Origin of the sequence: Streptacidiphilus sp. MAP5-3, assembly GCF_041262505.1 — a bacterium.
In the GTDB taxonomy this organism is placed as follows: Bacteria; Actinomycetota; Actinomycetes; order Streptomycetales; family Streptomycetaceae; genus Streptacidiphilus.
Map to the genome: position 1 here is coordinate 236,748 of NZ_JBGCCL010000006.1, position 12,733 is coordinate 249,480.

Annotated in this window: 10 protein-coding genes; 4 read left to right on the forward strand and 6 right to left on the reverse strand. The window is 70.8% G+C overall.

Going from position 1 to position 12,733, the window contains the following annotated elements; translation table 11 throughout:
- Positions 1 to 78 precede the first annotated feature (78 nt).
- Entirely contained in the window at positions 79 to 1,887 is a 1,809-nt protein-coding gene (locus tag ABH928_RS12715; RefSeq protein WP_370065411.1) for an APC family permease, read from the reverse strand.
- 393 nt (positions 1,888 to 2,280) lie between these two features.
- Here ABH928_RS12715 and ABH928_RS12720 point away from each other — a divergent pair, with 393 nt between their 5' ends.
- The 3 genes from ABH928_RS12720 (at position 2,281) to ABH928_RS12730 (ending at position 5,102) form a co-directional block, all read left to right on the forward strand.
- On the forward strand, positions 2,281 to 2,508 hold the full coding sequence (locus ABH928_RS12720) for a hypothetical protein (RefSeq protein WP_370065413.1): 228 nt from the start codon (positions 2,281 to 2,283) through the stop codon (positions 2,506 to 2,508).
- 185 nt (positions 2,509 to 2,693) lie between these two features.
- Positions 2,694 to 3,842 carry an SPFH domain-containing protein gene (locus ABH928_RS12725; protein ID WP_370065415.1) on the forward strand — a complete coding sequence of 383 codons (1,149 nt, stop codon included), beginning with the start codon at positions 2,694 to 2,696 and terminating at the stop codon, positions 3,840 to 3,842.
- A 189-nt stretch (positions 3,843 to 4,031) separates the two neighbouring features.
- On the forward strand, positions 4,032 to 5,102 hold the full coding sequence (locus tag ABH928_RS12730) for a hypothetical protein (RefSeq protein WP_370065417.1): 1,071 nt from the start codon (positions 4,032 to 4,034) through the stop codon (positions 5,100 to 5,102).
- A gap of 31 nt (positions 5,103 to 5,133) precedes the next feature.
- Here ABH928_RS12730 and ABH928_RS12735 read toward each other — a convergent pair whose 3' ends face one another.
- A complete protein-coding gene (locus ABH928_RS12735) occupies positions 5,134 to 5,700 on the reverse strand; it encodes a hypothetical protein (protein WP_370065419.1) in 567 nt (188 codons plus the stop codon).
- 92 nt (positions 5,701 to 5,792) lie between these two features.
- A complete protein-coding gene (locus ABH928_RS12740) occupies positions 5,793 to 6,779 on the reverse strand; it encodes a serine protease (protein WP_370065421.1) in 987 nt (328 codons plus the stop codon).
- Positions 6,780 to 6,998: 219 nt separating this feature from the next.
- On the opposite strand from ABH928_RS12740, the gene ABH928_RS12745 reads away from it, so the two are divergent.
- Positions 6,999 to 7,802, forward strand: a complete 804-nt coding sequence (locus ABH928_RS12745; protein WP_370065423.1) for a sulfite exporter TauE/SafE family protein — start codon at positions 6,999 to 7,001, stop codon at positions 7,800 to 7,802.
- An 84-nt stretch (positions 7,803 to 7,886) separates the two neighbouring features.
- Here ABH928_RS12745 and ABH928_RS12750 read toward each other — a convergent pair whose 3' ends face one another.
- From ABH928_RS12750 to sigJ, 3 genes are all read right to left on the reverse strand, one after another.
- Positions 7,887 to 10,187 carry a germacradienol/geosmin synthase gene (locus ABH928_RS12750; RefSeq protein ID WP_370065425.1) on the reverse strand — a complete coding sequence of 767 codons (2,301 nt, stop codon included), beginning with the start codon at positions 10,185 to 10,187 and terminating at the stop codon, positions 7,887 to 7,889.
- Positions 10,188 to 10,307: 120 nt separating this feature from the next.
- Positions 10,308 to 11,675, reverse strand: coding sequence for a glutamate--tRNA ligase (gene gltX / locus ABH928_RS12755; RefSeq protein ID WP_370065549.1), 1,368 nt, complete (start codon positions 11,673 to 11,675; stop codon positions 10,308 to 10,310).
- A gap of 143 nt (positions 11,676 to 11,818) precedes the next feature.
- A complete protein-coding gene (sigJ, locus tag ABH928_RS12760) occupies positions 11,819 to 12,730 on the reverse strand; it encodes an RNA polymerase sigma factor SigJ (RefSeq protein WP_370065427.1) in 912 nt (303 codons plus the stop codon).
- Positions 12,731 to 12,733: the final 3 nt, after the last annotated feature.

Genomic DNA, 12,733 nt, shown 5'->3' on the forward strand with positions numbered 1-12,733 from the left:
CGCCAAGGTGCCGACAGGGACAGCTGCCTGACGCTAGGTCAGGCAGCTTTCGGGGAAAGCCGGATGGACGGCCGGGGATCAGCGTTTGGACAGGCCCGGGCCGCCGGGTCCGGTCGGGCCGTCGAAGCCGCTGGGGCCGCCGCTGGAACCGCCGGAGCTGCTCGGACCGCCCGCATCGCTGTCGGAGCCGCCGCCCGTTCCGCCCGTTCCACCCGTTCCACCCGTTCCGTTCGCGCCGCCGGTTTCGCCCGGTCCGCCGACGTCCACGGAGCCGATGTACTCCTGGGTCTCCTCGGCCGGGAGCCGGACCGCACGGGCCCAGTAGTAGATGACCAGGCTGAACAGAGCCACCGTCATGATGTCCCACCACAGCGGCAGGCGGTTGGTCGCTCCGCAGGACGTGGTGCTGGCGGGGCCGCTGCTGCAGAAGCCGCCCTGCCAGGAGATGACGCCCATGCCGATCAGGTACACCGGCAGCCACTGTGCGGACTTCCAGTCCAGGTGCGGCGTGTTCGGGTTCAGCTTGAACACCACCGACGTGCCCACCAACAGGTAGCCGAGGAGGATGCCCAGGCCCAGGCGCCACAGCGTGTCGAAGCCGGACCAGTAGATGATCAGGTTCGCGACGATGAACGCGACCGGTGACCAGAACCCGCCGCCCGGAAGCCGGTACGGACGGTTGCGCGCCGGGTCGGAGATCCGCAGCACGCCGAAGGCCAGCGGCGCGCCCGCGTACATCAGCACGCTCGCCGAGGTGATGAAGCCGACCAGCTTCTGCCAGGTCGGGAAGGGCAGGAAGACGACCAGGCCCATCACGAAGGCGAAGAACAGGCTGAACCACGGCACGCCGCGCTTGGTGGTCCGCTCGAAGATCGACGGCACATAGCCGTTGCGGGACAGTCCGTACGAGACGCGGGACGTCGCGGTGGTGTAGATCAGGCCGGTGCCCGCAGGCGAGACCACCGCGTCGATGTACAGGATCGTGGCCAGCCAGCCCAGGCCGACCGTGGTGGCCAGACCGGCGAACGGGCCCGCCTTGCCAGCGAAGGACAGGTTGGCCCAGCCGTGCGCGAACGCGCTGTGCGGCAACGCGCCGATGAAGACCACCTGCAGCAGGATGTAGATCGTCGCACCGATCAGAATCGAGCCGATCACCGCGACCGGGATGTCGCGCTTGGGGTTCTTGCTCTCACCGGCCAACTGGTCGGCCTGCTCGAAGCCCAACAGGGCGAAGATGATGCCGCTGGTGCTCACCGCCGAGAGCACGCCCTTGGCCCCGAACGGCGAGAACCCCTGGTAGGCGAAGTTACTACCGTGGAAATGGGTGGACGCGAAGACGATGATGGTGAAGACCGGGATGGCGATCTTCCACCACGTGGCGGCGGAGTTGGTGTTCGCGAGCACCCGGATGCCGAACCAGTTGACCACGACGAAGAAGGCCATGAAGGCCACGGCCAGGGCGTAGCCGCCGCCGGTCAGGTGGTTCTTACCGGTCTGGATCCAGGTGGCGTGGACGCTGAGGTAGTTCAGCGCGGCCAGCACCTCGATCGGCGCCACGGTGACCGCCTGCAGCCAGGAGAACCATCCGAAGGACGCGCCCGCCGCGGTGCCGAAGGCGTAGTGCGGAAACCGGCCGGTCCCGCCCGCGACCGGATAGGCCGCCCCGAGCTCCGCGTGGACGAAGGCCAGGATGATGATGGCGCCGGCGCCGATGCCCCAGGACACCAACGCCGCAGTACCAGCCGCCTGCGCGGCGAACAGCGCGCCGAAGAGCCATCCGGAACCGATGATGGATCCTACGGAGGTCCAGGTCAGGCCGATCAGCCCGATGTCACGTTTCAGTGCGTGTGAGGGCGCCCCCTTGGAAGGCGCGGTCGCGGTAGCCATACGGATTCACCTTCGTTCCGACGTTCCGACCGGGTCAGAGTCGGCGATACCGGTGATCCGTGCGATCGGGGCGCCCGAGCGGGCCGAGGGAACGGGGCGCCACCGATATCGGCGCCTGGCTGCGACAACTGTGCACGTGACGTGTCCGGTGAGATGACAAGTCCAGTGACAAGACCAGCATAGGAAGCAGACGCAGAGTGCGCCGCCCGGACGCATTCGGTGCCCCACACACCTCGCTGCACACCGCGCTGAACCTTGCTGGGACGTTTTCCGGCGCCCGGACGCATTCAGCGCGGGTGAACAGCGCTAGGGTCTTGATCCGCAGCAACGTGGGACAAGCAGGAACGGCAGGAACACCGGAACGGCAGGAACACCGGAAAGGGGCGCGCGAGGATGTCTGGCGACGAGGCCGTGATCGGCTGCACCGGACGACTGCTCATCGCCACCCGCGGCAGCGCCGGACCCGGTGAAGTGCTGGTCCGGGTCCGCGGCGGTACCGAGGCCTTCATGGCCTGGTCGGAGGAGCCACTGCCGGTCGGCGCCACGGTGCTGGTCATCGAGTCGCGCGGGGCGCGGCAGGTGGACGTGATCGAGTGGGCCGACCCGGACGACCAGGTCTGAGCGACCAGGTCCGGGGGCGGCCCGGAAGCGGCTCGGGGCGGGAAATCCCAAGGGAGCCAGGGAAACCGACGGAATCCAGGGGTAACCCGGGAATCCGAGGGAACCATGGGGACCACGGGAAACCCGCCACGAGGGCCGTACAGCTGCAAAAACGGGGTTTTTCTTCTTCAGAGGAGACAAGAGAGATGTTCGGTTACCGCGTTCCGGCCCCCGACGAGGCGATGTTGATCTCCGGTGGCAGGCGTGGGCTCGGGGGAGCACCGTTCCGGGTCGTCACCGGCCACGGCAAGTTCGTGCTGCCGGTCTTCCGCAAGACCCGCTTTCTGACTCTCGCCATGTGCGAGTCGGAGGTCGCCGAGACCTGCGTGACCCGTCAGGGCATCGCGCTCACGGTCCGCGCCGTGATCGCGTTCAAGGTGGGCAACGACCACGAGTCGATCGTCAACGCCGGCCAGCGCTTCCTGTCCGACCAGGATCAGATGTCGATCCTGACCGGCCGGATCTTCGCCGGTCACCTCCGTTCCATCATCGGCTCGATGACGGTCGAGGAGATCGTCACCGAGCGCCAGAAGCTGGCCACCGAGGTGCTGGAGACCTCCAAGGCCGAGATGGCCAAGATCGGCCTGATCGTCGACTCGCTGCAGATCCAGTCCATCGACGACGGCGACACCGGCTACATCGGGGCGATGTCCGCGCCGCACAAGGCCAACATCCAGCGGGCGGCCCAGATCGCCCAGGCCCAGGCCACCCAGGCCGCGGCCGAGGCCGAGCAGGCGGCGGCGCGGAACCAGGCCGAGTACGCGCGGCAGACCGCGGTCGTCAAGGCCCAGTACAACGCCGAGGTCGACCGGGCCCAGGCCCAGGCCGCGCAGGCCGGTCCGCTGGCCGCCGCGCACGCCCAGCAGGAGGTGCTCTCGGCCCAGACCGAGCTGGCCCAGCGCGCCGCCGAGCTGCGGCAGCAGCAGCTGGTCGCCGAGATCGTCAAGCCGGCCGAGGCCGAGGCCGAGCGGATCCGGGTGCTGGCCCTGGCCGAGGCCGAGCGGATGAAGATCCAGGCCGAGGCCGCCGCGTCGCACGACCGCGTCGCGCTGGACCGGATGCTGATCGACCAGCTGCCGCAGATCGTCAAGGAGGCCTCGGCCGGTCTCCAGGGCGCCAACGTCAACGTGCTGAACGGTGCCGACGGCCTGGGCGAGATCGCCGCCGGACTGGTCGGCCAGGGCCTGACCATCCTGGACTCGGTCCGCCGCAACCTGGGCACCCCGAGCGGCTCCGCTGAGGACCGCAAGCCGCAGCGCAAGGAGCTGAACGGCGGTCAGATCGAGGTCGACTGACGGCCCTTGAGTCGAGTGGCAAGCATGACCGGCGGCTGTTGCAGGGCTGTGACAGCCGCCGGACTGTTTCCTGACGGGATCCGGGCACTCTCATCTCAGCCGCTCAAGCGAACCCACAATGATCCCGAAGTGATCAGAACGCTTGGTCGGAACCACAGTTGAGAGACCTGATCTCTGGGGGGATCCGTCATGCGTGCTCGTTCGACCATAGCTGCCGCAGCACTCGTCCTGTCCGTGACCGCCGGCGGCCTGCTTACCGCGTGCGGGCCGAACGGAGGCGGACCGAACGGGGGCGGATCCGCGTCGTCGTCCTCGCCTCCCGCTCCCACCGCCTCGGGGTCCGGGTCCGCCCCCGCCGCGCCCGCCAAGGGCGGCGGCAACTCCGGTGGTACCACCGGCGGTTCCGGCGGCTCCACCGGCGGTGGCGCCGCGACGACCGCCTCCTGGAGTGGGGCCGGAACCGCCGGACTGACCGTCAGCAACGGCACCGACCGCGTGCTGATCAACGGCTCCTGGGTCGACTTCGGCGTCGTGGTGCGTGATCTGGCCTGGTCGCCGGACGGCAGCAAGGCCGCGTTCATCGACGGCAGCGGCAACCTCGACGTCGCCGACCCGGACGGCAGCCACCGGGTCACCGCCGCCCGCAACCCCGGCAACCAGCCGTGGTCGCACCCGGCCTGGCAGGCCGTCCCGGCGAGCAACCCGGACCACCTTCCCGCACGCGCCAACCTCTTCTTCGTCGCCGGATCCGGCGCTTCGAGCAAGCTGATGCAGGTTCCGGCCACCGCGGTCGACGCCACCCCGACGGTCCTCGGGCTCAACGGCATGTTCGGCTCGAACGCCACGCCGCCGCCCACGGCCGGCAACACCTGGATCAACAGCGGCCACATGGGCGACACCATTTACGCCAACAGCGTCGACGGCGACGTCTACATCCGCGACGACTACCTGCGGCAGATGGGCTGGAAGCTCACCAACGGCTCCGAGCCGGCGATGGCCGACCAGGACTCGGAGGATATGGTCTTCGTTCGCTCGGTCGCCGGGCACGACCACGTCTTCGAGGAGAACGGCCTGCACGGCTCCACCCCGGTCGACCTCACGCCGAACGCCACCACCGACTACACCGAGCCGGCCGTCTCTCCGGACGGCCACTCGGTCGCCGTCCGCACTCCGCAGGGCATCGAGGTCCTGCCGCTCACCGGCTCCGCCGCACCCCGCCTGGTCACCACGGCGACCGGCCTTCCCGCCTACCGTCCCTGAGCACGCGCACCGGACTCGCCACTTCCTTCGCTCAGGAGCGCTCCTTCGGCGGCCTGGAGGCGAGTTCGGTCTCCAGTGCCGCCAGATGCGTGGTCGCAGCGTCGTCGTGGGGGAGGAACTCGACGACGTCGACGAAGCGGAAGAGCACCTGGGACTCCAGCACCGCGTACTCGTAGTCGGCGAACCCGACCACGGCGCCGGTCGCGCCGCGCGCGGTGCCGCGGTCAAGGACACGGCGCCGCGCCTGCGGGCGGCCGAGGTACGGGCAGACCATCGAGGCGTAGAGCATGCACGCCCGGTGGCCCGGGCCCTCCCAGGTGGGCTGCAGGTTCCGGTACGGACGCCCGGCGGCGCGCGCCGCGCCGATGGCCTCCGCCTCGCCCGCTCCGACGACCCGCCAGACCGGTCCGGCGGGCATGGCCGTGCCGCAGACCGAGCAGAGCCGCCGCACCGCGCAGTCCGCGCTGCGCGCGTAGTCGGTCCGCGCGAACTGCGGCTGCCCGTCCTCGAACGGGGTGATCGCGGGCACGGGGTAGCCGCGCCCGTCCTGCGGACGGTCGGCGACGGTCGGAGGCTTGGGCACGGCATCGAATCGCACAGCCGGAACCTACCTGCTCAAGGCCTGCCTGCGGCCTGCTGCGGCACGGTCGTTACGGTTCTGGTGAACTCCTCACGGCACTCAGACAGGGCCTAGCTGGACGCGACCTCGTCGTACAGGCTCTGCGTCGCCGGCGTGAAGACGATGCTGTACGACGTGTCCGCGGTGTCGCCGCCCTGTTCGTAGCCGCCGATGACGCCGATGATGCTGCCCGAGTCCGTCGCGGGGTCGTAGCCGGCGAGCCACGCGCTGCCGCTGGTGCCGCCGGTGAAGGCCGTGCAATAGATGGTGAGCTGCGTGCTGGAGAACGCCGACGCCGAGCCAGTGCAGGTGATCGGCTCGTCCGTCGCCGACGGGTAGCCCGTGAGCTGGACCTGGGCGGTCGTCGTGCTCTGGGTCGAGAGCGTGTAGCCGCCGCCGACCGCCGACTGGAGGCTGCGGCCGTTCTGCGAGGCGACGACCGCGAAGGCCACGTCGTCGTCCTGGTCGCCGTCGCCGGTCCAGCCGCTGCTCTCCACCACCTGCGTGATCTGCCAGACGCCGTCCGGCGTGCCGCCGTCGCGGTAGTCGGGGACGAAGACCGCGCCGCCGCCGTTGCCGGCGGAGAGGCAGTGCGCGGCGGTGACGATCACGTCGCCGGAGGGGCTGTCGACGACGCTCGCGGTGCAGTGGTGGTTGCCGGGGGCGATCGAGGACGAGGAGAAGATCGCGCCGACCTTGGCGGACTGCTGGGACGCGGACAGCACCTGCGACTGCCCGGATGCGGTCTCCGGCACGTCCGCCGTCGGGACGGCGGTCACTGTGGGGGCTGGTGTCGGGGTGGGGGTGTGCGTGGGCGCGGCCTTGGGAGCCGCCTTGGGCGAGGACTTCGGCTCGGGCGCGGACCTGGGCGCGGGTGTCATCGGGGTCGTGCTCCCGACCGGGACCATCTGCGTCCCCGCCGCCGACGCCGTCCCCTCCTGTGCGGAGGTGAAGCTGAGCGTCACCCCGGCGAGCAGCAGACCGCTTCCGACCAGCGCACCTGCACGACAGCGGTAGCCCACGCCACGCGTCAGACGTGTTCCGCTGTGCAGGCCCATCGGTGTGTCCCTTCCGCCGGGTTCGTTCGTTGCGGAGGTGACCGGCCGTTACGGGGGTACCGGAGGTGCCGAAGTCTGCTTCCGCATTCCGAGACTTCCCCTGCGCACTGAGACGCCCGTGGGAGCTACATGGGAGCTGGATGAGAAGCTCGCTGTACGGACCATGACCGGCACCGCCTGTTCGTACGCGGGCTGGATCACCGAACAAGGGGACGATGAATGAGCGGAGTGGTGACGACTGCCGCAGCAGGGCTGGCCGGTGCGTCCGGCTGGACCCAGTTGGGCGTCTGTGCGGCCGGAATCGGCGCAGGCATGATCAATACCGTGGTCGGCTCGGGGACGCTGATCACCTTCCCGGTGCTGCTCGCAGCCGGGCTGCCGCCGATCACGGCGAACGTGTCGAACACGCTCGGCCTGGTGCCGGGCTCGATCAGCGGCGCCATAGGTTACCGGCGCGAGCTCGCGGACCAGGGCGGGCTGCTGCGTCGGCTCGGCGCGGCAGCGCTGCTCGGCGGTCTGACCGGGGCGACGCTGCTGGTGGAGCTGCCCGCCGGGGCCTTCACCGCGGCCGTGCCGGTGCTGATCGCGGCCGCGCTGGTGCTGGTGTTGGTGCAGCCGCTGCTGGCCAAGCGGTTGGCGGCGCGGCAGAGCGACAAGCCGCGTCCGGAGTTCGGCGGACGGGCGCTGCTGGTCGGTGTCTTCCTGTGCGGGATCTACGGCGGCTACTTCGGCGCGGCGCAGGGCGTGCTGTTGCTCGGGCTGATGGGGCTGCTGCTGGACAGGGGACTCCAGCAGATCAACGCGGTCAAGAACGTGCTGGCACTGCTGATCAACGGGATCGCGGCGGTGTTCTTCCTGTTCAGCGCGCCGATCGACTGGCGGGCGGTGCTGCTGGTCGCGGTCGGCTCGGTGATCGGCGGCCAGCTGGGTGCGCTGGTCGGACGACGGCTGCCGCCGCCCGCGCTGCGCGGCGTGATCGTCGCGGTCGGGCTGGTCGCCATCCTTCGCGTCGTGCTGACCTGACGCTGCCTCGCGTGAGGGGGGATCGGTCGGGCTGAACTCCGCCGAGCGGTACGGAGTTCAGCCCTCTGGCCGAGGACCGACGCGTCACCCCTGCCGGGACGCGAATACGGGAATGCGCGCCGACTGCGTCCCGAGCCCCGACGGGCCGGAGGGGAAGGTGAGGGCCTTCGGGCCCATGGCGGTACCCCCGGCCGAGGGCCGGGGGCCGGTCCGGGCGCCCGCCGGTCCGCCGCCGTAGCGAGCCAGGAGCTCGCGTTCGCGGTAGCGGCCGCTCTCCGCGTGCCAGCGGTGGATCGCGGCCGCCCAGTCCTCCAGCTCCCGCAGGAAGCCGGTCACGGCCGCCAGCTGGTCGGCGTCGAGTTCCAGGTCCGCGCAGACCACCGGGAGTTCCTCGGTGACCAGGTGCTGGTACTGCCGCAGCCGGGAGTCGGCCAGGTCGGCGACCACGGCGACGGCCGTCGGGTAGTCGCAGTCGAAGAAGTTCTGCACCACCAGTACGGCGTTGTGCAGCTCGCCCTCGAACTCGACCTCCTTCTGATAGGAGTGCAGGTCGTTGAGGAGGCAGCAGTAGTCGGCCACCGCTCCCTCGATCGCGCGGACCGTGCCGCTCGCGTAGAAGGCGTTCGGCAGCAGGGCCGGCTTGCCGAGGCGCGTCAGCGCCATGGCCAGCGACGCGCCGAAGGTGTCGCGGCGCATCTCGACGTAGTCGACCGGGTCCGGGATCCGGTGCAGCGCCTGGTTGTCCAGCTCCCAGATCCAGCTGTCCAGCATCACGACGACGGAGTCGAAGACCGCCCAGCGCGCGCCCTGGTCCAGGCCGGAGACGGTGCGCTGCCACAGGTCGGCCAGCCCACGCTCGAGCGGCGTGGTCGGTCGACCGGGCGCATCGTCCGGGCGCACCGGCATCAGCGTGCGCAGTCGCGCGTTGGCGAGCCGGGCGGCGGCGTGGTCGCCGGTGCGGCCGAAGACGAGCGGGTAGTAGTCGTCCGCGTAGGTGCCCCAGGCCAGCCACTGCGCGGCCAGGTCGACGTCCTCCGCGCTGCCGTCCGGGAGGATCCCGGCCGCGCAGAGGGCGAAGTCCATCTCCGCGAGCAACTGGTCGTCCCAGAGGCCCTCGCTGTACAGCCCCGTCTCCGCGCACCAGCTCCGCAGCCGCTCGCGCGCGCCGTCCAGATGCGGGCTCAGCGTCAGCGGGAACGGCGGTGCGGGGACCGGCACCTGGGACGGTCCGACGCGCTGGTGCGGCACATGGGTGAAGCTGCGGATCCGCTTGAGCCCCAGACGGTTCGTCAGCGCCTTGATGTCGGCGGCCGACAGGCCGACGCCGGGCAGCAGGCCGCCGAGTCCGAGCGGGGTCCGGGCGGCGCCGTCCAGCGCGCCCTCGTTCATGTAGCGGGAGGAGCGCAGATGCCACTCGTGCCCGCCGGACTGCCAGTCCTGCAGGCCCTTCGCGTAGGCGAAGACGGCGGCGACCTCGACGGGGTCGAGCCGCTGCGTCGTCACCAGCTCGGGCACCTCGGTCAGCGCGGTGTGCTCGAACTGGTGCAGCCGTGAGGTCAGCAGGTCGTTGACGGCGTCGGCCGCCTCCTGGGTGGAGCAGTTGAGGAAGGTCTCCAACACCAGGACGCCGTTGCTGAGTTCACCCTCGTCCTCGACCTCGCGCTGGTACGAGAAGAGGTCGTTCCGCAGGTGCACCGCGTCCGAGAAGGCGTCGCGGAGCACACGCAGCGGCCTTCCGTGCGCAACCCGCTCCGGCACCTCCGCCCGCGCGGCGAACTCCACCAGTCCGGCCGACCAGGGCGCGCCGCCGACCTTGCGGCGCATCTCGATGTACTCGACCGGGTTGGCGATCCGCCCGGCGTTGATGTTGGACAGCTCCCACAGCGACTCGTTGAGCAGATTGCGGGTGCTCTCCGCGAACCGCGCCCGCCAGCCCGGCGACAGATGCGGCACGGTCCGCCGCCACAGGTCGGCGAGACCCGCCTCGACGGGATTGGTCGGCTCGGGCATCCCGTCCGCGAGGTCGAGCGGCATGAACGCCGGGAGGCGGTCGAGGTAGGCCTTGGCGCCCGCACGGTCCTGCGTGCGTTTGAAGAGCTCCAGGAAGTGGTCGTCGAAGAAGAAGACCCAGACGTACCAGTCGGTCACCGTGTCCAGGTCCTCGGCGGACGCGTCGGGGTGCGTGTAGGCGCAGAGCAGCGCGTAGTCGTGCGCGGTGAGGTCCCGTTCGTCCCAGACGCCGGAGCCCTCCAGCATGCCCATCGACCGGGCCCACTCCTTGGTGTGGGCCCGCGCCCGCTCCAGGTGCGGACTCAGCCGCGCGGGGTGGGGGACGTAGAACTCGGGGAGGACGAAGGGCTGTTGCGCGTGCGCGGCAGAAGTCACGCGCTGGGACTACCCGGGCGGTTGCCCGGGAATTCCGGGGCGGAACAAGTCATATCGTCAGATGCACTGTCCGGGGGCGCGGGGAACCGCGCCCCCGGACAGTGCAACTTCCCGGTGCTCTTACTGCTCCAGCTTCGCGAGCGCAGCGTCGAGTCGGGCCAGCACGCGGTCGCGGCCCAGCGCCTCGAGGGACTCGAACAGCGGGAGGCCGACGGTGCGGCCGGTGACCGCGACGCGGACCGGGGCCTGGGCCTTGCCGAGCTTGAGGCCGTGGCGCTCGCCGATCTCCAGGAGGGTCTGCTTCAGCGGCTCCGCCGCCCACTCCGCCGTCTCGTACGCGGCGCGGGCGTCGCGCAGGACCTCGGCCGCGCCCGGCTTCATCGCCTTGGTCCAGGAGGCCTCGTCCTCGACCGGCTGGTCCAGGAAGAGGAAGTCGACGTTGGCGGTGATCTCCGACAGCACCGCGAGGCGGGTCTGCGCCAGCGGGGCGATCCGCTCGAAGAGGGCCCGGTCGAACTGCTCCGGGGTCCAGTTGGCGTGCGGGGCGACCAGGTAGGGCGCGCACGCGGCCAGGAACTGCTCGGGGCTGAGGGCTCGGATGTACTCGCCGTTGAACGCCGTCAGCTTCTTGATGTCGAAGAAGGCCGGCGAGGTGTTGACGTCCTCGATCCGGAAGCGGCGCTGCAGCTCCGCGAAGGGCAGGATCTCCTCGTCGGCGCCCGGGGCCCAGCCCAGCAGCATCAGGTAGTTGACCATGGCGTCCGGCAGGAAGCCCTCGGCCAGGTAGTCCTCCAGCGCGACCTTGTCGCGGCGCTTGGAGAGCTTCTGCCGCTTCTCGTTGACGATCACCGACAGGTGCGCCCAGACCGGCGGGGTCGCGCCCAGCGCCTCCCAGAGCAGCTGCTGCTTGGGCGTGTTGGAGAGGTGCTCCTCGCCGCGGATGACCTCGGTGATCCGCTCGTCGAGGTCGTCGACGACGTTGGCCAGCAGGAAGACCGGGGAGCCGTCGCCGCGCGCGATGACGAAGTCCTCGATGGCCTTGTTCGGGAAGACCGTGTCGCCGCGGACGACGTCCTTGACCAGCGTCTCGCCCTCGTCCGGCGTGCGGAAGCGGAGCGCGCGGCCCTCGGCGTACGCAAGGCCCCGCTCGCGGCAGAAGCCGTCGTAGCCCAGCTGCTCGGAGCCGGTGCGCTTGGCGAGCTCCTCGCGGGTGCAGTCGCAGTAGTACGCGCGCCCGGCGTCGCGCAGTTGCGCTGCCGCCTCGCGGTGGCGGTCCGCGTTGTGGGACTGGAAGTAGGGGCCCTCGAAGGCCGGGTCGTCCTTGCTGATCCCGATCGCGGCGAGCGCGCTGATGATGCCGTCGATCCACTCCGGCTTGTTGCGCGCGGCGTCGGTGTCCTCGATGCGGAGCACGAAGACGCCGCCGTCGGACTGTCGCGCCACGGCCCAGTTGTACAGAGCGGAACGCGCGCCGCCGACGTGGAACATGCCGGTGGGCGAGGGGGCGAAGCGGACACGTACCGGAGTAGCAGACATGGGGCAAGAGTATCGAGCCCACGGGGCAGCTCGCCGCCGAGTAACCGTGCCACGCGGACGTGGCGCGTCGGGGTCCACCGCCGGGACGGCCGGGTTCAGCTCAGGTGGCTGAGCTTCTCGGGGGTGAGCACGGCGAAGACACGGGAGATCAGGCCCGCGTCGTCGAACTCGAAGACGTAGACCACCCTGCGCACCGGAGTCCGGATCTCCAGCGCCGGTGCGCCGTTGTACCAGGCGTGCCGGATGTCGCCGGAGCTGTAGAAGCGCTCGAAGACCTTGGTCCAGAGGCGGGCGGCCTTCGCCGAGCCGTGGATCGGGTTGCGCCCCGCGCCGGGCATGCCGTTGCCGTCGGTGATCGCCACCACGTCCTCGCGCAGCAGCGACTCCAGCCGGGCGAGGTCACCGCCCCGGGCGGCGGCCAGGAACGCGTCGACCAGCGGTCGGCCCCGCTCGGGATCGAGCCGGTCCGTCCGGCGCGGCTCGGCGGTGACACGGCGGCGGGCCCGGCTGAGCAGCTGGCGGCAGGACTCCTCGCTGCGGGTGAGGATCTCGGCGATCTCCGGGTACGGCACGCCGAAGGCCTCGCGCAGCACGAAGACGGCGCGCTCGGCGGGAGCGAGCCGGTCCAGGAGCAGCAGCACGCCCATCGAGGCGGAGTCGCGCAGCGCCGCCCGCTCGGCCGGGTCGGCGCGGTCGCTCCAAGCGTCCACCGACGCGGGCAGCGGCTCGGGGAGCCAGGAGCCGACGTAGAGCTCGCGCCGGGACGCGGCCGAGCGGAGCCGGTCCAGGGCCAGCCGGGTGGTGACGGTGGTGAGGTAGGCCGCCGGGTTGGCGACCTCGTCCCGTTCCGCCGCGCCGAGCGCACTCCAGCGCAGGTACGCGTCCTGGACGGTGTCCTCCGCCTCGTGCACCGAGCCGAGCAGGCGGTACGCGAGGGACAGCAGCATCGGCCGCTGGTCCAGGAACGCGGCACTGCCGGATTCGGCCGGCGCGGCGACGGGCGGCACGGG

Bases quoted from the DNA above. Each gene is read 5' to 3' on its own strand.
- gltX (WP_370065549.1), bottom strand. From the start codon at position 11,675: ATGTTCCACGTCGGCGGCGCGCGTTCCGCTCTGTACAACTGGGCCGTG.
- ABH928_RS12725 (WP_370065415.1), top strand. From the start codon at position 2,694: ATGTTCGGTTACCGCGTTCCGGCCCCCGACGAGGCGATGTTGATCTCC.
- ABH928_RS12745 (WP_370065423.1), top strand. From the start codon at position 6,999: ATGAGCGGAGTGGTGACGACTGCCGCAGCAGGGCTGGCCGGTGCGTCC.
- ABH928_RS12720 (WP_370065413.1), top strand. From the start codon at position 2,281: ATGTCTGGCGACGAGGCCGTGATCGGCTGCACCGGACGACTGCTCATC.
- ABH928_RS12730 (WP_370065417.1), top strand. From the start codon at position 4,032: ATGCGTGCTCGTTCGACCATAGCTGCCGCAGCACTCGTCCTGTCCGTG.
- ABH928_RS12715 (WP_370065411.1), bottom strand. From the start codon at position 1,887: ATGGCTACCGCGACCGCGCCTTCCAAGGGGGCGCCCTCACACGCACTG.
- ABH928_RS12740 (WP_370065421.1), bottom strand. From the start codon at position 6,779: ATGGGCCTGCACAGCGGAACACGTCTGACGCGTGGCGTGGGCTACCGC.